The sequence below is a fragment of the Sphingomonas sp. SP6 genome (assembly GCF_058313435.1).
Map to the genome: position 1 here is coordinate 839,102 of NZ_JBZFLG010000002.1, position 20,769 is coordinate 859,870.

General features: G+C 70.8%; 22 protein-coding genes and 1 tRNA gene. 10 read left to right on the forward strand and 13 right to left on the reverse strand.

Features of this window, described 5'->3' with window-relative positions; genetic code table 11:
• Positions 1-13: 13 nt before the first annotated feature.
• Positions 14-1,585: a bifunctional phosphoribosylaminoimidazolecarboxamide formyltransferase/IMP cyclohydrolase gene (gene purH, locus AC4GYY_RS09845; protein ID WP_491120164.1), complete on the reverse strand. Its 1,572-nt coding sequence runs from the start codon at positions 1,583-1,585 to the stop codon at positions 14-16.
• A gap of 170 nt (positions 1,586-1,755) precedes the next feature.
• Here purH and AC4GYY_RS09850 point away from each other — a divergent pair, with 170 nt between their 5' ends.
• Positions 1,756-2,409 (forward strand): phosphatase PAP2 family protein, encoded by a 654-nt coding sequence (locus tag AC4GYY_RS09850; RefSeq protein WP_491120165.1) that lies wholly within the window; start codon positions 1,756-1,758, stop codon positions 2,407-2,409.
• Positions 2,410-2,671: 262 nt separating this feature from the next.
• Here AC4GYY_RS09850 and AC4GYY_RS09855 read toward each other — a convergent pair whose 3' ends face one another.
• From AC4GYY_RS09855 to AC4GYY_RS09865, 3 genes are read right to left on the reverse strand one after another with little or no spacing between them, the layout of a single operon-like run.
• Complete coding sequence (locus AC4GYY_RS09855) at positions 2,672-4,414, reverse strand: heparinase II/III family protein (protein ID WP_491120166.1); 1,743 nt, start codon at positions 4,412-4,414, stop codon at positions 2,672-2,674.
• Positions 4,411-5,073, reverse strand: a complete 663-nt coding sequence (gene rpe / locus AC4GYY_RS09860) for a ribulose-phosphate 3-epimerase (RefSeq protein WP_491120167.1) — start codon at positions 5,071-5,073, stop codon at positions 4,411-4,413. The genes AC4GYY_RS09855 and rpe overlap by 4 nt, the downstream gene beginning before the upstream one ends.
• A gap of 39 nt (positions 5,074-5,112) precedes the next feature.
• Positions 5,113-6,465, reverse strand: a complete 1,353-nt coding sequence (locus tag AC4GYY_RS09865) for an RsmB/NOP family class I SAM-dependent RNA methyltransferase (RefSeq protein ID WP_491120168.1) — start codon at positions 6,463-6,465, stop codon at positions 5,113-5,115.
• Positions 6,466-6,507: 42 nt separating this feature from the next.
• On the opposite strand from AC4GYY_RS09865, the gene AC4GYY_RS09870 reads away from it, so the two are divergent.
• Both AC4GYY_RS09870 and AC4GYY_RS09875 read left to right on the forward strand, forming a co-directional pair.
• The gene (locus AC4GYY_RS09870; RefSeq protein WP_491120169.1) at positions 6,508-6,669 is read left to right on the forward strand and encodes a DUF1674 domain-containing protein; all 162 of its coding nucleotides are present in this window, start codon (positions 6,508-6,510) and stop codon (positions 6,667-6,669) included.
• Positions 6,670-6,823: 154 nt separating this feature from the next.
• Positions 6,824-7,831, forward strand: a complete 1,008-nt coding sequence (locus AC4GYY_RS09875; RefSeq protein WP_491120170.1) for a histone deacetylase family protein — start codon at positions 6,824-6,826, stop codon at positions 7,829-7,831.
• Between the two features lie 11 nt (positions 7,832-7,842).
• Here AC4GYY_RS09875 and AC4GYY_RS09880 read toward each other — a convergent pair whose 3' ends face one another.
• From AC4GYY_RS09880 to AC4GYY_RS09895, 4 genes are all read right to left on the reverse strand, one after another.
• Complete coding sequence (locus AC4GYY_RS09880; protein ID WP_491120171.1) at positions 7,843-8,019, reverse strand: DUF4169 family protein; 177 nt, start codon at positions 8,017-8,019, stop codon at positions 7,843-7,845.
• Positions 8,019-8,471 (reverse strand): transcription antitermination factor NusB, encoded by a 453-nt coding sequence (gene nusB, locus AC4GYY_RS09885; protein WP_491120172.1) that lies wholly within the window; start codon positions 8,469-8,471, stop codon positions 8,019-8,021. The genes AC4GYY_RS09880 and nusB overlap by 1 nt, the downstream gene beginning before the upstream one ends.
• A 73-nt stretch (positions 8,472-8,544) precedes the next feature.
• Positions 8,545-8,621, reverse strand: a tRNA-Pro gene (locus tag AC4GYY_RS09890).
• A 100-nt stretch (positions 8,622-8,721) separates the two neighbouring features.
• The gene (locus AC4GYY_RS09895) at positions 8,722-9,027 is read right to left on the reverse strand and encodes a putative quinol monooxygenase (RefSeq protein ID WP_491120173.1); all 306 of its coding nucleotides are present in this window, start codon (positions 9,025-9,027) and stop codon (positions 8,722-8,724) included.
• Positions 9,028-9,159: 132 nt separating this feature from the next.
• Between AC4GYY_RS09895 and yajC the strand changes: the two genes are divergently transcribed.
• The 5 genes from yajC to AC4GYY_RS09920 all read left to right on the forward strand — a co-directional run bounded on the left by yajC (position 9,160) and on the right by AC4GYY_RS09920 (position 13,653).
• Entirely contained in the window at positions 9,160-9,495 is a 336-nt protein-coding gene (gene yajC / locus AC4GYY_RS09900) for a preprotein translocase subunit YajC (protein ID WP_491120174.1), read from the forward strand.
• A 4-nt stretch (positions 9,496-9,499) separates the two neighbouring features.
• Positions 9,500-11,098, forward strand: a complete 1,599-nt coding sequence (gene secD / locus AC4GYY_RS09905) for a protein translocase subunit SecD (protein ID WP_491120175.1) — start codon at positions 9,500-9,502, stop codon at positions 11,096-11,098.
• Between the two features lie 118 nt (positions 11,099-11,216).
• On the forward strand, positions 11,217-12,188 hold the full coding sequence (gene secF, locus AC4GYY_RS09910; protein WP_491120176.1) for a protein translocase subunit SecF: 972 nt from the start codon (positions 11,217-11,219) through the stop codon (positions 12,186-12,188).
• Between the two features lie 89 nt (positions 12,189-12,277).
• Positions 12,278-12,646 carry an Mth938-like domain-containing protein gene (locus AC4GYY_RS09915; RefSeq protein WP_491120177.1) on the forward strand — a complete coding sequence of 123 codons (369 nt, stop codon included), beginning with the start codon at positions 12,278-12,280 and terminating at the stop codon, positions 12,644-12,646.
• Between the two features lie 92 nt (positions 12,647-12,738).
• Positions 12,739-13,653, forward strand: coding sequence for a sulfotransferase domain-containing protein (locus AC4GYY_RS09920; RefSeq protein ID WP_491120178.1), 915 nt, complete (start codon positions 12,739-12,741; stop codon positions 13,651-13,653).
• Here AC4GYY_RS09920 and AC4GYY_RS09925 read toward each other — a convergent pair.
• Genes AC4GYY_RS09925 through AC4GYY_RS09935 form a run of 3 tightly spaced genes read right to left on the reverse strand, consistent with a single transcriptional unit; the run spans position 13,563 to position 17,232 of the window.
• Positions 13,563-14,828, reverse strand: a complete 1,266-nt coding sequence (locus AC4GYY_RS09925) for a cation:proton antiporter (RefSeq protein ID WP_491120256.1) — start codon at positions 14,826-14,828, stop codon at positions 13,563-13,565. The genes AC4GYY_RS09920 and AC4GYY_RS09925 overlap by 91 nt on opposite strands.
• Before the next feature lie 37 nt (positions 14,829-14,865).
• Positions 14,866-16,035 (reverse strand): glycosyltransferase, encoded by a 1,170-nt coding sequence (locus AC4GYY_RS09930; protein WP_491120179.1) that lies wholly within the window; start codon positions 16,033-16,035, stop codon positions 14,866-14,868.
• Positions 16,036-16,059: 24 nt separating this feature from the next.
• Positions 16,060-17,232, reverse strand: coding sequence for a phospholipase D-like domain-containing protein (locus AC4GYY_RS09935; RefSeq protein ID WP_491120181.1), 1,173 nt, complete (start codon positions 17,230-17,232; stop codon positions 16,060-16,062).
• 118 nt (positions 17,233-17,350) lie between these two features.
• Here AC4GYY_RS09935 and rpoZ point away from each other — a divergent pair, with 118 nt between their 5' ends.
• Entirely contained in the window at positions 17,351-17,695 is a 345-nt protein-coding gene (gene rpoZ, locus AC4GYY_RS09940) for a DNA-directed RNA polymerase subunit omega (protein WP_491120182.1), read from the forward strand.
• A gap of 56 nt (positions 17,696-17,751) precedes the next feature.
• A complete protein-coding gene (locus tag AC4GYY_RS09945) occupies positions 17,752-19,125 on the forward strand; it encodes a glutamate--cysteine ligase (RefSeq protein WP_491120183.1) in 1,374 nt (457 codons plus the stop codon).
• Here AC4GYY_RS09945 and AC4GYY_RS09950 read toward each other — a convergent pair.
• Positions 19,122-19,451, reverse strand: coding sequence for a hypothetical protein (locus tag AC4GYY_RS09950; RefSeq protein ID WP_491120184.1), 330 nt, complete (start codon positions 19,449-19,451; stop codon positions 19,122-19,124). The two genes, AC4GYY_RS09945 and AC4GYY_RS09950, sit on opposite strands and share 4 nt — an antisense overlap.
• Positions 19,451-20,758 carry a methyltransferase family protein gene (locus tag AC4GYY_RS09955; protein WP_491120185.1) on the reverse strand — a complete coding sequence of 436 codons (1,308 nt, stop codon included), beginning with the start codon at positions 20,756-20,758 and terminating at the stop codon, positions 19,451-19,453. The genes AC4GYY_RS09950 and AC4GYY_RS09955 overlap by 1 nt, the downstream gene beginning before the upstream one ends.
• Positions 20,759-20,769 lie beyond the last annotated feature (11 nt).

Consider the following 20,769-nt stretch of genomic DNA (forward strand, 5'->3'; position numbering starts at 1 on the left):
CCGCCGAGCGGCCTCAGTGGCGGAAGTGGCGCATGCCGGTGAAGACCATCGCCAAGCCCGCCTCGTCCGCCGCCGCGATGACCTCGCCGTCGCGGACCGAGCCGCCGGGCTGGATCACCGCGGTCGCGCCCGCCTCGACTGCCGCGAGGAGGCCGTCGGCAAAGGGGAAGAAGGCGTCGGAGGCGACCGCCGAGCCGATCGTGCGCGGGGTCGGCCAGCCGGCCTTGTCGGCGGCGTCCTTCGCCTTCCAGGCGGCGATGCGGGCGGATTCGAGGCGGTTCATCTGGCCCGCGCCGATCCCCGCGGTCGCTCCATCCTTGGCATAGACGATCGCGTTCGACTTGACGTGCTTGGCGACGGTCCAGGCGAATGTGGCGTCGGCGAGTTCCTGCGCGGTCGGCGTGCGCTTGGTCACGACCTTGAGCATATCGCCCGTCAGGACGCCATTGTCGCGCGATTGCACCAGCCAGCCGCCCGCGATCGTCTTCGCCGTCATCCCGCCGCGCGCCGGATCCGGGAGCGCGCCCGTCAGCAGCAAGCGCAGGTTCTTCTTCGCGGCGAACAGCGCCAGCGCTTCCTCGTCGGCGTCGGGGGCGACGACGACCTCGGTGAAGATGCCGGTGATCGCGCGCGCGGTGGCGGCGTCGAGGGGTCGGTTGAGCGCGATGATGCCGCCGAATGCGGACACCGTGTCGCAGGCGAAGGCCGCGTCATACGCCTCGGCGAGCGTCGCAGCGGTGGCGACCCCGCAGGGGTTCGCGTGCTTGACGATGACGCAGGTGGGCTCCGCGTCCCGGAACTCGGCGACCAGCTCCAGCGCGGCGTCGGCGTCGTTCAGATTGTTGTAGCTGAGCGCCTTGCCCTGGAGCTGGCGGGCCTGGCCGATGCCGGGAGTCGACGGGCCGGCGTGGTGGTAGAAGGCGGCCTGCTGGTGCGGGTTCTCGCCGTAGCGCAGCACGTTCGGGGCCTCGAGCACGTAAGGCAGGGTCGCCGGGAACCGCTGCCCCTGATCGGCGAAGCCGAACCAGCTGGCGATCATCGCGTCGTAGGTCGCGGTCGCCGCAAAGGCCTTGGCGGCGAGGCGCTTGCGGTCGTCGAGCGTGGTCTCGCCGGTGGCGACGAGGGGGTAATCGGCGGGGTCGGTGACGATCGCGACATAGGCGTGGTTCTTGGCCGCGGAGCGGACCATGCTCGGCCCGCCGATGTCGATGTTCTCGATGATCTGGGGCCGCTCGGCCCCCTTCGCGACGGTGGCGGCGAAGGGGTAGAGGTTGACGACGACGAGGTCGATCATGCCGATGCCGTGTTCCTCCGCGGAGGCGGCGTGCGCGGGATCGTCGCGGACGGCGAGGAGGCCGCCATGGACCACGGGGTGGAGCGTCTTGACGCGCCCGTCCATCATCTCGGGGAAGCCGGTGAGGTCGGAGACGTCGCGGACGGGGAGACCGGCGTCGCGGATCGCCTTGGCGGTGCCGCCGGTCGAGACGAGCTCGACGCCTTGCGCCGACAAAGCGCGGGCGAGATCGACGAGGCCGGTCTTGTCGGAGACCGAGAGCAGGGCGCGGCGAATGGGGAGGGTGGTCATGCGCGCGCCCGTAGCGGAGCGCGCGGGCGATTGCCACGATCCTGCCCGGCCGGTTTCGCGCGTCGGGCGTATTGGGCATAGCAAGCCCGAGAGGCGAGGGCAGAGGACGACGGATGGTGGCGAGCGAACTCCCCGGTCTCTACGACAACGGAGAGGCGAGACCCGCCGGAGTGCGCGATCCTTCGCGGCTGCTCTGGGCCTTTGCGGCGGCGGCGGCGGCGGTGGGCGGGCTCTTGGTGCTGGGTTTCGCGATCACGCGGCACCCGTTCGCGTTCGATCGCGCCATCATCCTCGCGGTTCACGGCGCCGGGCCGGTGTGGCTGCGGCAGGCGATGATCGACATCACCGCGCTCGGCGGCACGACGGTGCTGACGCTGGCGGTGATGGCCGGCGTGGGGCTGTTGATCGTGCGCGGATTGTGGCTGACGGCGGGGCTGGTCGTGGCAGCGACCGCGAGCGGTTCGATCGTGGTCGTCGTGCTCAAGTCGCTGTTCGCGCGGACGCGGCCGGACGTCGTCGATCACATCGTGAGCGTCGGAGGCGCGAGCTTTCCGAGCGGGCACTCGGCGAACAGCGCGATCGTCTATCTGACGCTGGCGAGCCTGCTCACGCAGGTCGTGCGCGGGCATGCGACGCGGCGGTTCGTGCTGGCGGCCGCGGCGCTGCTGGTCACGGCGATCGGGTGCAGCCGCGTGTATCTGGGCGTCCACTGGCCGTCGGACGTGCTGGCGGGGTGGAGCTTCGGGACGCTCTGGGCGCTGGGCTGGTGGCTGGCGAGCGCGCGGGCGCGGTCGGCGCTCGTGCGCGGTCCTGCTCGATCCTAGATGCGGTTGTAGGAGACTCCCGCGTAACGGGACGGGAAACGCCTGTCGGGTCCCACCTAATCTTCCGTTCGTGTCGAGCGAAGTCGAGACACCGTGCGATTCCTACGAACTCAGTCCCTCGACTTCGCTCGGGACGAACGGAGAAGGGGTCATCCGACTTCGCTCGAGACGAACGGAGAAGGGTCATTCGACTACGCTCGGGACGAACGAAGGAGGGATCGTCCTCTCTATGCGATCGTCGTCGGCTTAACCGCGGCGGATGTCACCCCGCGCGCTTGAACAGCCAATGGATCGCGGCACCGCCAGCTTCGGCCTCGCCACTGACGACGAGCTGGCGGGTCGAGATCGGGCGGCCGGCGTCGTCGATCCAGACGCTGTCCTCGATCGTCAGCGCGCCGCCGCGGGTGCGGAACTGCCAGAGCGCGCCGGTCGGCAGGCGCAGGATCGCGGCCTGGCCGTCGGCGGTCGGCGCGGCCTCGACCCCGCGGCCGAGGTGGAAGCGGATCGCATAGGGGGTGCGCGGTGCCTGGCGGCGGCCCTTGGGGAGGAGCGAGTCCTCGCCGCGGAGCTCCTTGCCGTCGCCGGTGAGCAGCAATTGGCGGCGGTGGCGGAAGCCGTGGCGGCGAACGTAGCCGTCGTGGCTCGCCTCGATCCGGCTCGCGCCTTCGGACTCCTGGCGGCTGAGCTCGACCTCCGAGACGCCGCGGCCGAGCGCGCCGTCGGGGTGGATCGCGGTCGAGTTGCTGTCGGCGAGGGTCAAGGTAGAGTGCGCCGCGGTGGTGCGCAGCCCTTGCGCGAGCGCGGGCGGGAGCTGCGCGACCGCGGCGTCGGCGCCGCCGCAATTGACGACGAGGCGGGCTTCGCCGTCGGAGAACTCGAACGCCAGCGTCGAGGCGCAGCCGCTCGCCACGACGCGGGCGACGGGGGGCGGGGCGGCGTCGAGCACCGCGACCGCGCCGGCGGCGGCGAGGCGCTGATAACCCCAGTCGCGCGCCTGGCGTAAGGGCCGGGTGCGCAGGCCGGCGGCGGCGAGCACCTCGGCGACGCGCTCCCCCGAGACCGGGCCGCCGCCCTGCCAGCTCGACAGTCCGCGGTCGCCGAGCGTGACGCCGAGCAGCGCCGGGCCGGCCTTCGCGAGCGCGGCGGTGACGGGGTGGGGCAGCTCGACGCGGCGCGCGGCATAGACCTCGCCCAGCACGGCGAGCAACGCAATCGCGTCGAGCAAGGCGACGGGCGAGCGGCTGACCGCGCCGCCGTCCTCGAACAGCCCGGTCGCGAGCGCGCGGGCGAGTCCGGCCTCGCCGAAGTCGCGGCGCGGGTCGCCGCCGGGGATGAGCAGGCCAGCGGCGATCACCCCGCACCAGGCGGCGATGCGGGGCGGGCCGGGCGGGGCCTTGTCGACGGTGCGATCGAGGTGGCGCGCGCCGCGGGCGAGCGCGTTCAGCACCTTCGAGCGGTAGATGAGGTCGCCCGACGACAGGATCAGCGGCGCGTGGCAGGTCCAGGCGAGGATGCGGCGGCCCCAGAGGTCGGCGCGCCAGGCGTCGCCGGCGACGCGATCGCCGTGCGCCGACAGCCAGCGCGACATCAGATCCTCGGCGATCGGCGCCCCCTGCGCGCGCGTCGCGACGGTCGAGAGGTCGCGCAGCCAGGCGAAGGACTGGAGATGATCGGTGAAGGCCCGCGACGCCAGGAGCGTGCGGAAATCGAGCCCCTCGATCGCGCGGGTCTCGCCGCGGAAGTGGAGCTGGCCGGCGAGCAGCGCCTGGCCGCGGCGGACGTCGCCGGACAGCGGATCGTCGGGGACGGCGATCAGCTTGAGCGGATGGCGGCCGCTGAGCCGCATCGTGTGGATCGGGGTGCGCCAGGTGAGGCGGTGGAAGCGTTCGGCGAGACGGTCGGCGAGCGACAGGCCCTTGTCGCCGCCGACGCGGACGAGGCGCTTGCCCTCCTCGACCGTGTCGGGCGCGTCCTCGTCGAGCAGATGTTCGTCGCGCTCGCTCATTCGCCTCGGAGCGCGGCGATGTTGGCGGCGTAGGCGGCGGGCCCGCCGCGAAAGGTGGCGGTGCCCGCGACGAGCGCGTCGGCCCCGGCGGCGATGCAGCGCTTCGCGGTCTCCGCGTCGACGCCGCCGTCGACCTCGAGATCGATGTCGCGGCCGGACTTGTCGATCATATTGCGGATCGCGGCGATCTTCTTGAGCTGACTCTCGATGAAATGCTGGCCGCCGAACCCGGGATTGACCGTCATCACCAGCACGAGGTCGGCGACGTCGAGGAGGTAGTCGAGCATCTTCGCCGGGGTGCCGGGATTGAGCACGACGCCCGCACGCTTGCCGAGCGATTTGATGTGCTGGAGCGAGCGGTAAATGTGGGGGCCGGCCTCCGGGTGGACGATGAGGCAGTCGGCGCCCGCGTCGGCGAAGGCGTCGAGATAGGCGTCGACCGGCGAGATCATCAGGTGGACGTCGAAGGGCTTGGCCGTGTGCGGGCGGAGTGCCTTCACCACCGCGGGGCCGATCGTGATGTTGGGGACGAAATGGCCGTCCATCACGTCGACATGGATCCAGTCCGCCCCCGCCGCGTCGATCGCGCGCACCTCCTCGCCGAGCTTGGCGAAATCGGCGGAGAGGATCGAGGGGGAGATGCGGACGGGCTTTTGCATGGGTCGGTCCGGTTAACGCGAGTCGATCGCCTGCGCCAGTCAGCCGGCGCGCCGCAGCCGCGCGACGAAGAAGCCGTCGCAGCCGCCCGCTTCGGCGAGGGTTCCGGGCAGCGTGCGGACGATGCCGCGATCGGTGACGGGGATGCCGGCGGGGAGTTCGCCCGCGCGGGGCGGCTCGATCGCGAAGTCGGGCCGAGCGGCCAGGAAAGCGTCGAGCTGCGCCTCGCCCTCCTCCGGTTCGAGCGAGCAGGTGGCGTAGACGAGGGTGCCGTCGGGCCGCACCCAATCGGCGGCGCGGGCGAAGAGGGTGCGCTGGAGCTCGGCCATCTCGGCGATCACGCGGGGATGGGCGCGGTAGAGGACGTCGGGGTGGCGGCGGAAGATGCCGGTCGCGCTGCATGGCGCGTCGAGCAGGACCGCGTCAACTGGGGCGTCCGGCCGCCAGCTGCGCAGGTCGGCGCGGATGATCTGCGCCTCCAGCTTGGTGCGGGCGAGATTCTCGCGCAGCCTGGCGAGGCGCGCCTCCGACGAATCGACCGCGGTCACCCGCCATCCCGCGGCGGCGAGCTGGAGCGTCTTGCCGCCCGGCGCGGCGCAGAGGTCGAGCGCTGTTCCGGTTCCTGCGCCGATGAGGCGGGCGGGGAGCGAGGCGGCGAGGTCCTGGACCCACCAGTCGCCTTCGGCGAAGCCGGGCAGCTCGGGGATGTGCGCGCCGGCGGGAAGGCGGAGGTGGTGGGGAGCGAGGCTCACCGCCTCTTCGCCGTTCCGGAGAAGATCGGAACCCGGCCACGACGCAGCCGGCGAGGAGGCCTCGGCGTCCGCCGGCGAGCCGCTTGCCGCTGGTTTCAGCGACACATCGAGAGGGGGTTGCGCCGCGAAGGCGCGCGCGGCCGCTTCCACGACCTCGTCGCTCCAGGCGGCGCGCCAGCGGTCGGCGACCTCGGCGGGCAGGGTCGGGACCTCGGGCAGCTTCGCCCCGCCGCGCATCAGCGTGCCGAAGACGCCGTGGACGAGTTTCCTCGGGCCGCCGTCGACCAGCGGCAGCACGGTGGCGATGGCGGCATGGGGCGGGGTGCCGAGCGAGAGCACCTGGACCAGCGCGATGCGGAGCGCCGTCCGCGCCTTGGCATCGTCGGGGAGCCGCTGCTTCGTCGCCGAGTCGATCAGCGCGTCGAGATCGGGCAGGCGGCGCAGCGTCTCCGCGGCGATCGCGTGGGCGAGGCCGCGGTCGGGGCCGCCGGGAAGCGCGCGGGTGGCGGCGGCGAGCGCGGCCTCCAGCGGCTCGCCGCGACGGAGCACCGCATCGAGGAGCCGGAGCGCGGCGCGGCGGACCGGGGTGCCGAGCGGGTCCTGCCCGACAGGGCGGCGGGCGGCGGGTTGCGTCAAAGCCATCGCATGCCGATGTGGCGTGTTCGATCCTCCAGGGAAAGCGCCATGGCTCAACGCCCCGCCAACGTCACGCCGCCGAGCTACCTTAGCCCGAATCCGCCCGTACCCGCGCCGCAGGCGACGCCGCGGCCGAAGGACGATCCGCTCGGGACCGATCCGGTCCGTTACGGGGATTGGGAGCTCAAGGGGATCGCGGTCGACTTCTGACGCCGCACGATGCGTCCGCGCCCGTCCGATCCCCGGCTGCGGGTGGTTGCGGCGGTCCGCGATCGTTCGGCGGCGCCGAGCTGGACCTTACGATCCTTTCCGCGGAGCTGCGTCGTCCCTTGCCCGAGGTGAGCCTGACCGTAGAGAGAGCGTGATGCGCCGCTTCTTCTCGCCCCGCCAGCTCGCCCATGCGCCGCTTCGCGAACTCCACAACGGCGCGTTCGCGCCCTACGCCGAAACGCCCGCCCGCGCGCAGATGATCCTGAGCGCGATCGGCGGGGCGGAGGAGCCGGCGAATGTGGGAGAGGCGCCGATCCTTGCGGTCCATACGCCCGGTTACGTGCGGTTCCTAAAGGATGCGCCGCGGCTGTGGGCGGAGGCGGGCAGGCCGGGAGAGGCGATCCCCTACGCCTTTCCGATCGTCGGTCGGCGCTCGCTCGGCCTGTCGCGCGTCGACGCGCTGCTCGGCGCGCATGCGTTCGACGCCACGACGCCGATCACTGCCGCGACATGGGAGGCGGGCTATTGGAATGCGCAGACCGCGCTCGCGGCGACCCGCGCCGTGACGGCGGGGGAGCGCGTCGCCTTCGCTTTGTGCCGGCCGCCGGGGCATCATGCGGGGGCGGACTATTGCGGCGGCTATTGCCACTTGAACGTCGCCGCGATCGCAGCGCGGGCGGCGCAGGCCGCAGGCCATGCGCGGGTCGCGGTGCTCGACATCGACTATCACCACGGCAACGGGACGCAGGACATCTTCTGGGAGGACGGAAGCGTCTTCTATGCCAGCGTCCATGCCGATCCCGCGACCGATTATCCCTTCTACTGGGGCCATGCCGACGAACGCGGGGCAGGCGAGGGGACGGACGCGACCCTCAACCTGCCGCTGCCGCACGGGACCACGCTCGATGCCTTCCGCGCGGCGCAGGGGAAGGCGCTGGCGGCGATCGCGGCCTTCGGCGCGACGCTGCTGATCGTCAGCTTCGGCGCGGACACGTGGGAGGGCGATCCGATCTCGCGCTTCAAGCTGCGGACGGCGGACTACCGGGTGCTCGCGGCGGACATCGCCGAACTGGGGCTGCCGACAGTCGTGGTGATGGAGGGCGGCTATGCGGTCGAGGCGCTCGGGGCCAACGTGGCGTCGTTGCTGGCCGCGTTCGGGTGATCCGCGGACCGTCAGTCCCCGCGCTTGGCGCCGTCGAGCAACGCCTCGCGGCGAGCGGTCGCCTGCGCTTGCGCCGTGCGCTCCGCCTTGGTGCGACCGAACCTTGCGCGGTTCGCCGCGGCCGTGACCGCCGCTTGGGTCCGCGCCTTCGCCTTGCGCGCCCCGCGGAGCGAGACGATCTCGCCCATCAGCGCACCTCCTTGGCGATCGCGTCGAGCAGGCCGTTGACGAAGCCCGATTCGCGCCGCTCGTAGAAGGCGTGGGCGACATCGACATATTCGGTGATCACCGCCGCGGTCGGCACATCGGCGCGCGCCATCAGCTCGTAGGTGCCGGCGCGCAGGATGGCCTTCATCGGCTTGTCGAGCCGTGCAAGGGTCCAGCCGCTCGCGAGCTTGGCCGCGATCGCGGCGTCGATGTCGGTGGCGCGCGCCACCGCGCCCTTCACGACATCGTCGAAGAAGTCGACGTCGGCATCGGCATATTCCGCATCCTCGATCGTCGCGCCGAGCCGGTGCTGGTGGAACTCGTGGATCAGCGTCGGGAGCGGCGTCGCCTCCATCTCATGCTGGTAGAGCGCCTGGACGGCAGCGAGCCGCGCGGCGGCGCGGGCCTGGGTGCGAGCGGCGGTTCGAGACATCTGGGCTCCGACGGAGTGAAGGCCGCGGCGGGTTCCGGGGCAGGCGCGAGCGGGCTCCAGAGGCCGGATCGATTGGTCGGGGCGACAGGATTCGAACCTGCGACCCCCACACCCCCAGTGTGATGCGCTACCAGGCTGCGCTACGCCCCGACCGAACGCGGGCCCCTACGCGGGGTGGGGAGAGGATGCAACTCCCCCGTCATTCTCGCGTGGCCGGAGACGAGAGCGCAAGGTCGCGAGCCGACACCTCTCAGATCAGCTTGCGCCAGTGGCTCCCTTCCCAGGCGTCGATCGCCATGCCGGCGGGGGCGTGGGCGCGCAGGTTTCGCCCGAAGGCCTTCTGGTGGTCGGCCGCCCCATGCGCGGCGAGTGCCTCGGGCGTGGCCCAACGCTCGGCGACGCAGACCAGATCGGGATCGGCGACGTCGAAGGCGAAGCTGTAGAGTTCGCACCCGTCTTCCTGCCGCACCGTCGCGGCATAATCGGCGAGCAGTTGCGCCGCTTTCGCGCCCTCGCCCTCGCCCAGCTTGATCGTGCCCATCACCAGGATCGTCATCTCGCGCCTCTCCGTTCGTTTCGGCGCATTGCCTAACGGGCCGAGCGTGTTGCGCCAAGGTGTCGCCGGTGATACCGGCGCGGCTTCATGCGCAGGCGCTTCGCCTGCCCTACAGCCATTCCCGAAGGCCCGATGCTGATCTCTCCCGCTTACGCCCAGACCGCGGGCGCCGCCGAGGCGACGACCGCCGCCTCGATCGCGACCTTCGCGCCGCTGGTGCTCATCTTCGTCGTCTTCTATTTCCTGATGATCCGCCCCCAGCAGAAGCGCCAGCGCGCGCTCCAGGATGCGGTGATGGCGGTCAAGAAGGGCGATTCGGTGGTCACCGCCGGTGGCCTGATCGGCAAGGTCACGAAGGTCGAGGATGCGGTGGTCGAGGTCGAGATCGCGGCCAACGTGCGCGTCCGCGTGGTCAAGGCGACGATCGTCGAGGTGACCCCGCTCGGCTCCAAGCCCGCGAACGACTGAGCCGATGCTCGATTTTCCCCGCTGGAAGGTCGCCGCGATCTGGCTGTTCCTCGCCGCGCTGTGCGCGCTCGCGATCCCGAGCCTGGTGCCCGAGCGCTTCACCGCCGGCTGGCCGGTCAAGGCGCCGCGGATCAACCTGGGGCTGGACCTCGCCGGCGGCAGCTACCTCCTGCTCGAGGCCGACACCAACGACGTCGTCGCCAGCAAGCTGGAGCAGATGCGCGAGCAGGTCTCGCTCGAGATGCGGCGACAGTCGCCCGCCATCGCGATCGGCGACATCTCGACGCAGGGCGGCAAGCTCAGCTTCTTCGTCCGCGACCCGCAGCAGGTCGACGCCGCGCGCCAGCGCCTGCTGCCGATGACGACGGGCGTCGGCATGACCGGGCAGCGCGACTGGGACATCGCCGTCGTCGACACCAGCCGCTTTGTGCTGACGCCGACGCAGGCGGGTCTGACGCAATCGGTCGACACCGCGATGGGCGACGCGACCGAGGTCGTGCGCCGCCGCATCGACGAGCTCGGCACGCGCGAGCCGACGATCGTTCGCCAGGGATCGAACCGGATCGTCGTCCAGGTCCCCGGCCTCCAGAACCCGCAGGCGCTGAAGGACCTGCTCGGCAAGACCGCCAAGCTGGAGTTCAAGCTGGTCGACCAGTCGGCGAACCCCGCCGATCTGGTGAAGGGCATCGCGCCGGTGGGCAGCCAGGTGCTGCCCTATCCGGCCAACCCGCTGGGCGTGCCGTTCATCGCGGTCAAGCGATCGGCGATCATCACCGGCGATCAGCTGACCGACGCGCGCCAGGCGTTCGATCCGCAGACCAACCAGCCGCAGGTCGACATCACCTTCAACGGCGAGGGCGGGCGCAAGTTCGCGCGGGTGACGCAGGACAATGCGGGCAAGCCGTTCGCGATCATCCTCGACAGCAGCGTCGTCTCCGCGCCCAACATCAACGAGCCGATCCTGGGCGGGCGGGCGCAGATCAGCGGCAGCTTCACGGTCGAGTCGGCCAATCAGCTGGCGATCGCGCTCAGATCGGGCAAGCTGCCGGTGACGCTCAAGGTGGTCGAGGAGTCGACCGTCGGCCCCGATCTGGGCGCCGATTCGATCCGCGCCGGCGTCCTCGCCTCGGCGGTCGCGGTCGCGCTGGTCGTGGCGTTCATGCTCGTCACCTACGGGCGGTTCGGGGTCTATGCGAACATCGCCGTCGTCATCAACGTGTTCGTCATCCTCGGCGTGCTGGCGCTGCTCAACGGGACGCTGACCTTGCCCGGCATCGCCGGGTTCGTGCTGACGATCGGCACCGCGGTCGACGCGAACGTCTTGATCAACGAGCGCATCCGCGAGGAACGGCACCGCGGGCGCAGCGTGGTGCAGGCGGTCGAGCTCGGCTACAAGGAGGCGTCGCGGACGATCTTCGAGGCGAACATGACGCACGCGATCTCGGGCATCATCATGTTCGTGCTGGGTTCGGGGCCGGTGAAGGGCTTCGCGGTCGTGCTGCTCATTGGCATCGCGACGAGCGTGTTCACCGCCGTCACCTTCACCCGGATGCTGACCGCGGGCTGGATCCGGCGGACCAAGCCCAAGACGATGACCATCTGATGCGCAGCGCTTTTTCCGTTCCGTTCGTCCCGAGCGAAGTCGAGGGAGGGGCGCAGGACGGTGCCTCGCCTTCGCTCGGCACGAACGCACAGGGGCGGCTTTCCCACCAGGTGACTCTATGAAGCTCCTCAAACTCGTCCCCGACGACACCAACATCGATTTCGTCCGGCTGCGCGGCTGGGCGTTCGGGCTGACGCTGCTGCTGTCGGTGCTGGCGATCGGGGTCACCTTCGCGCGCGGGCTCAACATGGGCGTCGACTTCGTCGGCGGGCTGATGATCGAGGAGAAGTTCGCGAGCCCGCCCAACCTCGACCAGGTCCGCACCGTCGTGGACGCGCAGGGGGTGGGCGAGGCGTCGCTCCAGCAGTTCGGCGACCGCAACACCATCACCATCCGCCTGCCGATCCAGCAGGGCGCCGACGAGGGCGCGACCAACGCCGCGGTCAAGAAGGTCGAGGCCGCGCTGGCGGCGAAGTTCCCCGGCGCGTCGTTCAGCCGCTACTCGACGGTCTCGGGCAAGGTCTCTGGCGAGCTGATCCGCAACGGCGTGCTCGCGGTGGTGCTGGCGATCATCGGCATCGGCCTGTTCGCGATCTTCCGCTTCGAATGGCAGTTCGGCGTCTCGACCGTGGTCGCGATCGTCCACGACCTGCTGATGACCTTGGGCTTCTTCGCGATCACGCGGTTCGAGTTCGACCTCAACATCGTCGCCGCGGTGCTGACGATCATCGGCTATTCGATCAACGACAAGATCGTGATCGACGATCGCATCCGCGAGAACATGCGCCGCTATCGCAAGATGGAGATGCGCGAGATCATCAACCTGTCGGTGAACGAGACGCTGCCCCGGACGGTGATGACCTCCGTGACGATCCTGCTCGCGCTGTTCGCGCTGCTGTTCCTCGGCGGGCACGTGCTGCGCGGGTTCACTGCGGCGATGATCCTGGGCATCGTCGTCGGCACCTATTCGTCGATCTACGTCTCGTCGTCGCTCCTGATCACGTTGGGGCTGCGCGCCGAGCCGACCGAGCGCAAGGTCGCGGCGGTCGACGTGTCGAACGCGGAGCGGGTCGCGCCGCGGGAGCGCTGAGGTGAAGGTTACTTCTTACGCCCGTTCGTTCCGAGCGAAGTCGGGGGACAAGGTGTCTCGACATCGCTCGACACGAACGGAGTAAGCGAATGCGCGTCACCCCCGAGGGTCCGCGCGGCGGGCCGTTCGTGCGCGCGTTCGGGCCCGAGGGGTTCATGGTCGGCGAGGAGCGCTATCCGGCGCTGCTGATGTCGATCGATTACGTGCGGCGCTGGACGCCGCCGCCGCTCGCCTACCTCACCATCGAATCGCTCGGCTTCGTGATCGAGGGCGCGCCCGAGTTCGTGCTGCTCGGCACCGGCGACACGCTCGTCCGCCCCCCGCGCGTGCTGATGGTGGCGCTGGAGGGCCGAGGGATCGGCATCGAGCCGATGGACAGCCGCGCCGCCGCGCGCGCGTGGAGCGTGCTGCGCGGCGAGGACCGGCAGGTCGCGATGGCGCTCTACCCGCTCGGTTAGTCGCCGGTTCGTCGTACCGCCGTCGCTCCGACGAGTCGCGTTCGCCATCGGGGATCGCGGCGGTCATTCCGGGGCTCGACAGGAGAGCCCCGATGACCAAGATCCCCACCAAGACCCGCGAACTGCGCAACCACCACATGGACTCGGCGATCTGGAACGACTTTGCGTTCCGCGACGACGACATCGTCATCGCCACCTACGCCAAATCGGGGACGACCTGGACGCAGCAGATCGTCGGCCAACTGCTCTCGGGCGGTGACGCCGCCTTCTCGATCGCCGACCGCTCGCCCTGGGTCGACATGCGCATCCCGGGCAAGGACGTGCTGCTTCCGCTGCTCGAGGCCCAGGAGGGACGACGCTTCCTCAAGACGCATCTGCCGGTCGACGCGCTGGCGATGAGTCCGCGCGCCAAATACCTCTATATCGCGCGAGACGGCCGCGACGTGGCGTGGAGCCTCCACAACCACTACCGCGCCTTCACGCCGGCGGCGCTGGCGATGATCAACGACGCGCCGGGGCGGGTCGGCCCGGCGCTGCCGCCGGCGCCGGCCGACGTGCGCGACTTCTGGCGGACCTGGTTCGCCAACGACGGACAGCCCTTCTGGTCGTTTTGGCAAAACGTGCGGAGCTGGTGGGCGGTGCGCCACCTGCCCAACGTACTGACCGTCCACTTCGCCGACCTGAAGCGCGACCTGCCGGGCGAGATCCGGCGGATCGCCGCATTCCTGGAGATCGACATCGACGAAGCCCGGTTCCCCGCGATCGTCGAGCATTGCTCGTTCGCCTGGATGCGCGCGAACGGGCCGGCGATCGTGCCCTTGGCGGGCGCGATCTGGGAGAAGGGAACGGACTCGTTCCTCAACCGGGGCACGAACGGCCGCTGGCAGGGCGTGCTGAGCGCCGGCGAATGCGCCGCTTATGACGGCCGCGCGCTCGCCGAACTGGGGCCGGAATGCGCCTCCTGGCTCGCGTCGGGATCGGCCGGGACGTTCGCGCTCGCCGCCTGAGTGAGCCGCCACCGCCGGAGCAGCGGCGGCATCGTCAGCCCTTGGACGAAGACCGAGACGGCGACGATCCCGAAGGTCGCGGCGATGATCAGCCCGCGTTCCGGCACGCTCTCCGGCACCGACAGTGCGAGCGCGAGCCCGATCGCGCCGCGGAGCCCGCCCCAGACCAAGACGTGCTGATAGGTGGCCGGAAGCCGCAGCCGGGTCGACCGGAACAGCGCCGCGAGCGGATAGACCGAGGCGGCGCGCGCCACGAGCGTCAGCGCGACCACGGCCGCGACCATGCCGAGAAGCGGCCACAGCGGCTGGCGTGCGACATGGCTGCCGATCAGCAGGAACAGGCACGAATTGGCGAGGAAGGCGGCATATTCCCAAAAATCGTGGACGTGGCGCTGGCCGAGGCTGGAGATGACTCGGCTCAGCCCGTGATTGCCGACGAGGAGGCCGGCCGCGAGCGCGGCGAACACTCCCGAGGCGTGGACGTGCTCGGCGGCGAGGAACGCGCCCCAGGCGATGACCGTGGTCAGCGTCACCTCGACGAGATGGTCTTCGGTCCGGCCGACGACGGTCAGGATCGCCAGCGCCACGCCCGCCCCGATCGCGAGCCCGCCGAACGCGGTCCAGGCGAGCGTGCCGACCACGGCGGCGGCGCTGGGCGAAGCGCCGCCCGCCAACCCCATCAGCACCGCGAAGCCGACCGCGGCGACGCCGTCGTTGAGCAGGCTCTCCGATTCGACCACCATCGCGAGCCGCGGCTCGGCGCGCATTTCCTTGAACGCGGCGATCACCGCAACCGGATCGGTCGCGGCGATCAGCACGCCGAAGAACCCCGCGCCGAGCCACGACCAGCCGAGCAGGGCGTGGACGCCCCACGCGGTCAGCGCGCCGCCGATCGCGACGCCGAGGCAGGCGAGCACCGCGGTGAGCGGCAGCTCGGCGCGAAAGCGTCGCCAGTCGAGCTGAAGCGCCGCCTCGAAGATCAGGGGCGGCAGGAACACGGTAAAGATCAGCTCGCGCGAGAGCGGCAGCGCCTCGCCGAGAGGCACGAAGGCGAGCGCGATGCCGGCGAGCACCAGCCCCGCGGTGTAGGGCAGCCCGATCCGCCGCGACACCATCGCGACGAGCGAGGCGACGATGAGAAGCAGCCCGAGGCTGTTGAAGTCGCTGTCGGCCAGGGCGTGCTCCTTGAAGGCGGTCCTACGTCACCGGCGTTCAACAGGCGAGCGGCGATCGCGTTCTGAGCAGCTGCTGAAGATGGTCGAACAAGGCCGCGGTGTTCGTCTGCCAGGTGAAGCGCAGCGCGGCGTCGCGCACGATCCCGGCGGCCGGCGGATCGGCGAGCAGACCCGCGATCGCGGCGGCGAAGGCATCGGCGTCGCGCGGGACGACGCGGCCCGCGCCGAGCGTCACCGCCTCGCGCGCGCCGCCGACGTCGGCGGCGACGACGGGCGTGCCACACGCCAGCGATTCGATCCAGGCGTTCGCGAGGCCTTCGGAAGAGCTCGCGAGCGCGGAGACGTCGGCGGCGGCGAAGAGGCGCGGGAGGTCGGCGTGCGCCACGGCCCCGAGCAGGCGGATGCGGTTGCTGTTGCGAGCGGCGCGCGCGGTGAGCGCGGCAAGCTCGGGCCCGTCGCCGGCGATCAGCAGCGACACCCCGGGAAGCCGCGCGACCGCGTCGATGACGATGTCATGCCCCTTGCGCGGGATCAGCGCGCCGACCGCGACGACGAGCGGACCGGCGATGCCGAATGCCGCCTTGGCGACGCGCCGGTCCGCCGGCGCGAAGCGATCGAGATCGACGCCGGTATAGTGGACGCGCGGATGCGGCATCCCGAGTGCGGCCATGTCGTCCGCCATCGCCTGCGAGACCGCGAGCAACCCATCAGCCTCCTGCGCCGCGCGCAGCACTTGCGGCGCCGTCGCGCGCGCGGTCGCCCAATGGTGGATGTCCGCGCCGCGCGCTTTGATCGAGACCGGAACGCCGTAACGCCGTCCCAGGGCGACTGCGGCGGGGCCGTCGGGGAAGAAGAAGGAGGCGTCCACCACGTCGAAGCCGCGATCGTGGCGGATGCCGTCGAGAAGCGGGCGGAGCGCGCGCGTCAGCGCGGCGGCGTGGAAGCGGCCGCCCGTACCCGGCAGCACGGTGAAACGCGGACGGTGGAGGTCGAGGCCGCGCCATGTCTCGCGCCTGGGCAGCGAGGCGAGCGCGCGATAGCGGCCGGCGCGCGACAGCGGCCAGGGCGGCAGACCGATCGGCGCGACGACCGTCAGCGCCACCTCCGGATGCGCGGCGAGGCCGAGCGTCTGGCGCTCGACGAACACGCCGAAGTTGGGGCGGGTCGCGTCGGGGAAGAGGGTCGACAGGGTGAGGACGCGGAGCACGCCCGCGACGGTAGCAGCGCGCGGTTAACCGCCTATCCCGAAATTGAGCGTGCGCGAGATGGTGGGGTCGGCGACCGCGACCGCGAGATAGGCCGCGAACTGCTTGGCGCGCTGCCACACGCCGGTTTCCCGCCGGTACACCTCGGCGGTGATCTCGCGCGACTTCGCGATCTCGCCGTCGATATAGGCGCGGACGTGCGCGGCGAAGGCGGGGTCCTCGATGCGCAGCATCAGCTCGAGGTTGATGAACAGGCTGCGCATGTCGAAGTTGGCGCTGCCGATATGGACCGCGTCGTCGATCCGGTAGAGCTTCGTGTGGAGCTTGGTCGGCTGGTATTCGAAGATCCGGACGCCCTTGCGCAGCAGCCCGGCGTAGGTGAAACGCGCCGCCGCGATCGTCGCGGTGTTGTCGGACTTCGCCGCGGTGACGACGCGCACCGGCCCGCCCCCCGTTCCCGCGCGGTCGAGATGGCGCAGGATCGTCGGGCTCGGCGCGAAATAGGCGGCGATCACGTCGACCTGGTGCGCCGCGCGCATGTCGGCGCGGACGGTGCGCGCCCAGGGCGAGAGGCGGCGGGTGGGGCCGCCGATCAGCCAGCGCATCGGCCCCTCGCTCTCGCTCCATTTCGACAGCGCGCGGTTGAGATGGCGCAGCTTCGCATCGTCCGAGCGCACCCACGCCTCGAGCGCGTCGAAATAGCCGGCGAGCCGCGCCGCCGCCGCACCCTCGACGAGCAGCCCGAGATCGCGCCACGCCTGGTCGGCGGCACGACCGAAATAATCGTCCTCGATGTTGAAGCCGCCGACGATGATCCTGGCCGCCTCGCCCTCCGCATCGGCGAGCGCGAGCTTCTGGTGGTTGCGCAGCAGGTAGCGCCGGCCGAACCTGGGCGAGAAGCGGCACAGCTTGATCCCCGATTCGCGCAGCGGCGCGAAGAACTCGGTCGACGCCGTGTCGCTGCCGAACCCGTCGACGATCACCGCGACGGCGACTCCCCGCCGCGCCGCGGCCATCAGCGCATCGTTCACGCGGCGTCCGGACTCGTCGTCGGCATAGATGTAATAGAGGATGCGCAGCGACCGGGACGCGCCCTCGATCAGGTCGATCAGCGCCTGGAGCCGGCGAGGACCGGTGTCGAGCAGGGTCAGCCGGTCGCCGGCGACCTCGAAGACCGGCTGCGCGGCGGGTTCGTCCATGCCGCGTCTCTGCCCGCGTCGGCGAAAGGCGGCAAGCGGCGCGTTTCCTTGACTTGGGAGCGGCCGCGGACTAGGTCAGGCGCTTCTCCCGATCGTTATATTTGCAAGGAAAGCGTCCATGGCGCGCGTCACCGTCGAGGATTGCGTCGACAAGATCCCGAACCGTTTCGATCTGGTCCTGCTCGCCGCGCAGCGCGCGCGGCAGGTGTCGGGCGGCGCGGAACTGACCATCGACCGCGACCGCGACAAGAACCCCGTCGTCGCGCTGCGCGAGATCGCGGAAGAGACCGTGCGTCCCAAGGACCTGCTCGAGTCCGCGGTCCAGTCGCTCCAGAAGGTCCAGGTCGACGACGAGGACGAGGTCGACGCCGTCGGCAGCCTCGCCGCCTCGGCCGAGGCGCTGCGCCTCACCGCCGCCGCCCCGCCGCGCAATCAGAACCTGGGCGCCGATTACGAGGGCTGAGCCGCCGGGGTAAAACCCCGCTGGCGGGGTCGTCCGTCCGCGCCTAAGGCGCGCGGATGACGACCAAGACCGTTTCGAAGAGCAACGCGCCGATCATCGAGTCGCGCGATCAGCTGATCGCCTCGTTCGCGAAGGGCGAGAAGCCCGCCGAGCGCTGGCGGATCGGCACCGAGCACGAGAAGTTCGTCTATGCGCTCGGCGATCACCACGCGCCGTCCTACGACGAGCCGTCGGGCATCCGCGCCTTGCTGGGCGAGTTGGAGCAATACGGCTGGCAGCCGGTGCTCGAAGGCGGCACGGTCATCGCGCTCAGCGGCGCGGACGGCAGCGTGAGTCTGGAGCCGGCGGGTCAGTTCGAGCTGTCGGGCGCGCCGCTCGACAATCTCCACCAGACCTGCGCCGAGACCGGACGGCACCTGGAGCAGGTGAAGGCGGCGGGCGACACGCTCGGCATCGGGTTCCTCGGGCTCGGCATGTGGCCCGACAAGCGGCGCGACGAGCTGCCGATCATGCCCAAGGGCCGCTACGACATCATGCGGCGGCACATGCCGCGGGTCGGCTCGATGGGGCTCGACATGATGCTGCGCACCTGCACGATCCAGGTGAACCTCGACTATGCGTCGGAAGCCGACATGGCGCAGAAGTTCCGCGTCGGGCTCGCGCTCCAGCCGCTCGCGACCGCGCTGTTCGCCAATTCGCCCTTCACCGAGGGCAAGCCCAACGGCTACCTCAGCTATCGCAGCCACATCTGGTCGGACACCGATCCGGCGCGGACGGGGATGCTGCCATTCGTGTTCGAGGACGGCTTCGGCTACGAGCGCTACGCCGAGTACATGCTCGATGTGCCGATGTACTTCGTCTACCGCGACGGACGCTACATCGACGCGGCGGGGCTGAGCTTCCGCGATTTCCTCCGCGGGGAGCTTTCGGTGCTGCCGGGCGAGAAGCCGACGCTCGACGACTGGACCGACCACCTCTCGACCGCCTTCCCCGAGGTGCGGCTGAAGACCTTCCTCGAGATGCGGGGCGCGGACGGCGGGCCGTGGGGCAAGATCTGCGCGCTGCCGGCCTTGTGGGTCGGGCTGCTCTACGATCAGGGCGCGCTCGATGCGGCGTGGGATGTGGTCAAGGGCTGGAGCATCGCGGAGCGGCAGGCGCTGCGCGACGCGGTGCCCAAGCTGGGGCTGGATGCGCCGCTCTCCGGCGGGCGCAAGTTGCGCGACATCGCGGGCGAAGTGCTCGACATCGCCGGCCGCGGGCTGGCGGCGCGGGCGCGGACCAACGGCGCGGGCGACGACGAGACCGGCTTCCTCGAGCCGCTGCGTGAAGTGGTCCGGACGGGCAAGACCCCGGCCGAGGGGCTGCTGGAGCGGTATCACGGCCCGTGGGGCGGGGATGTGTCCAAGGTGTATGACGAGGCGAGCTTTTAAGTCCGCTTCCGCCGCAGGAGCAGAAAGGCCAGTCCGCCGAGGACGCCGCCGGCGACGCTGATCGTGCCGACGAAGGTCGCGGTCACTTCGACCCAGTCGTCGCGCCAGTACGGCCAGTGCGGACTGGGAGCAGACCATCGGACAAGCACCAGCGTGAGCGGCGCGCCCGATCCGATGATCCACGTGGCCGCGCCGATCGCTGCGGCGCGCGCGCGAGCGAAGCGGGTCCGGTGGGCGACGATGACGGTGGTCCCGAACGCACAGACCGCGCCGAAGGCCGTCAGGACGACCACCACGAACACGCCGATCATCGCCAGGCTGCCCATCAGGCCGGCTCCGGCCCTGCGCCACCCCGCACCCACCGGAAGACCCGCGGTACCGGCCCGTTCCGCTCCATCCACTCCCAATAGTCGACGTACGCCGGGTCGAGCTTCAGGTGCCGCTCCTCGGTCTTGGCGCGCCAGTAATAGACGCCCGAGACGCAGGCGAGCAGCGCGGTGGCACGGCAGGCATCGGCCCAGCTGCCGGTGGTGAACCAGGGCATCGCGCCGACCCACCAGAAGGCGTTCTTCGCCAGATACGCCGGGTGGCGCGACCAGGCATAGGGGCCGTGGGTCAGGATGCCGCGATTGGTGAGGTTCGAGAAGCGCAGCCCGAAGGCGAGCGTCGACCAGGCGTAGAGCGCGGTCAGCACCACGAGCACGGCGCCGACGCAGCCGAGCAGCACCGGATGTCCCCAGAACCAGTGCATCCACGAATCCTCGCGCCAGTTGCCGACGCCGTAATCGAGCGGCGCGCCGTCGTTCATCAGGATGAAGGGCGGATAGCAGATCAGCGCCGCGGTCCAGCCGGCGGCATAGGGGTTGGCCGATCGGATGTGCGAATCGAGCGGGCGGAAGGTGAGCAGATAGCCGACCGTCGCGATCATCACGTCGAGCACGAACATGAAGGTGATCAGCCAGTTGGCGAGCTTCACCGGATCGCGCACCGCCTCGGCGAAATCGGCGCGGACGAACTCGCCGAAGCCGCCGGGGACGATCGCGAGCATGAAGGCGAGATAGAAGCCCTTGACCGCCCAGGCGCGGGCGTGGGCGGCGATCGCCTCGCGGTCGAGCGGCGCGACCCCGGTCAGCCACGCGCCGAGCGCATATGCGCCATCGCGTGGTTCGATGAGGTACCGCTCGAGCCAGAGGACGTAGGGGATGCTGAGGATCAGCAGCGGGACCGCGGCGACCGTCAGGCACGACATCGCGAACTGATAGGGCACGTCCTCCCACCAGAAGCGCCCTGTCGCGTAGATCAGCGCGATCGCCCCCCAGGTCGCCCACAGGCCGGCGAGCTTGGCGAGGCTGACATCGCGGGTCTCGCGCCAGGGCTTCGGCCGCGCCCAGTCGATCCCGGTCGAGGCGTTGCGGTGGACGCGGTCGACGAACAGCGACCACAGCACCATCGGCAGCCCGGCCGCGGCGACCGCGACCAGCGCCGAATAGGGGCCGTCCATGCCGAAGGTCCGCGCGACCGCGATCCACGCGACCAGCCCGGCGAGCCCCGCCAGCCCGACGGCTTGCGACACCGCCGACGCCGGGCGTGGATCGATGCGGGGCGCGGTGGCGAGCGTGCGGTCGTGGTACATCGCGCGTTCGT

Coding starts and splice junctions, on each gene's coding strand:
- purH (WP_491120164.1), bottom strand. CDS start 1,585: ATGACCACCCTCCCCATTCGCCGCGCCCTGCTCTCGGTCTCCGACAAG.
- AC4GYY_RS09855 (WP_491120166.1), bottom strand. CDS start 4,414: ATGAGCGAGCGCGACGAACATCTGCTCGACGAGGACGCGCCCGACACG.
- rpe (WP_491120167.1), bottom strand. CDS start 5,073: ATGCAAAAGCCCGTCCGCATCTCCCCCTCGATCCTCTCCGCCGATTTC.
- AC4GYY_RS09865 (WP_491120168.1), bottom strand. CDS start 6,465: ATGGCTTTGACGCAACCCGCCGCCCGCCGCCCTGTCGGGCAGGACCCG.
- AC4GYY_RS09870 (WP_491120169.1), top strand. CDS start 6,508: ATGGCTCAACGCCCCGCCAACGTCACGCCGCCGAGCTACCTTAGCCCG.
- AC4GYY_RS09875 (WP_491120170.1), top strand. CDS start 6,824: ATGCGCCGCTTCTTCTCGCCCCGCCAGCTCGCCCATGCGCCGCTTCGC.
- AC4GYY_RS09880 (WP_491120171.1), bottom strand. CDS start 8,019: ATGGGCGAGATCGTCTCGCTCCGCGGGGCGCGCAAGGCGAAGGCGCGG.
- nusB (WP_491120172.1), bottom strand. CDS start 8,471: ATGTCTCGAACCGCCGCTCGCACCCAGGCCCGCGCCGCCGCGCGGCTC.
- AC4GYY_RS09895 (WP_491120173.1), bottom strand. CDS start 9,027: ATGACGATCCTGGTGATGGGCACGATCAAGCTGGGCGAGGGCGAGGGC.
- yajC (WP_491120174.1), top strand. CDS start 9,160: ATGCTGATCTCTCCCGCTTACGCCCAGACCGCGGGCGCCGCCGAGGCG.
- secD (WP_491120175.1), top strand. CDS start 9,500: ATGCTCGATTTTCCCCGCTGGAAGGTCGCCGCGATCTGGCTGTTCCTC.
- secF (WP_491120176.1), top strand. CDS start 11,217: ATGAAGCTCCTCAAACTCGTCCCCGACGACACCAACATCGATTTCGTC.
- AC4GYY_RS09915 (WP_491120177.1), top strand. CDS start 12,278: ATGCGCGTCACCCCCGAGGGTCCGCGCGGCGGGCCGTTCGTGCGCGCG.
- AC4GYY_RS09920 (WP_491120178.1), top strand. CDS start 12,739: ATGACCAAGATCCCCACCAAGACCCGCGAACTGCGCAACCACCACATG.
- AC4GYY_RS09935 (WP_491120181.1), bottom strand. CDS start 17,232: ATGGACGAACCCGCCGCGCAGCCGGTCTTCGAGGTCGCCGGCGACCGG.
- rpoZ (WP_491120182.1), top strand. CDS start 17,351: ATGGCGCGCGTCACCGTCGAGGATTGCGTCGACAAGATCCCGAACCGT.
- AC4GYY_RS09945 (WP_491120183.1), top strand. CDS start 17,752: ATGACGACCAAGACCGTTTCGAAGAGCAACGCGCCGATCATCGAGTCG.
- AC4GYY_RS09950 (WP_491120184.1), bottom strand. CDS start 19,451: ATGGGCAGCCTGGCGATGATCGGCGTGTTCGTGGTGGTCGTCCTGACG.
- AC4GYY_RS09955 (WP_491120185.1), bottom strand. CDS start 20,758: ATGTACCACGACCGCACGCTCGCCACCGCGCCCCGCATCGATCCACGC.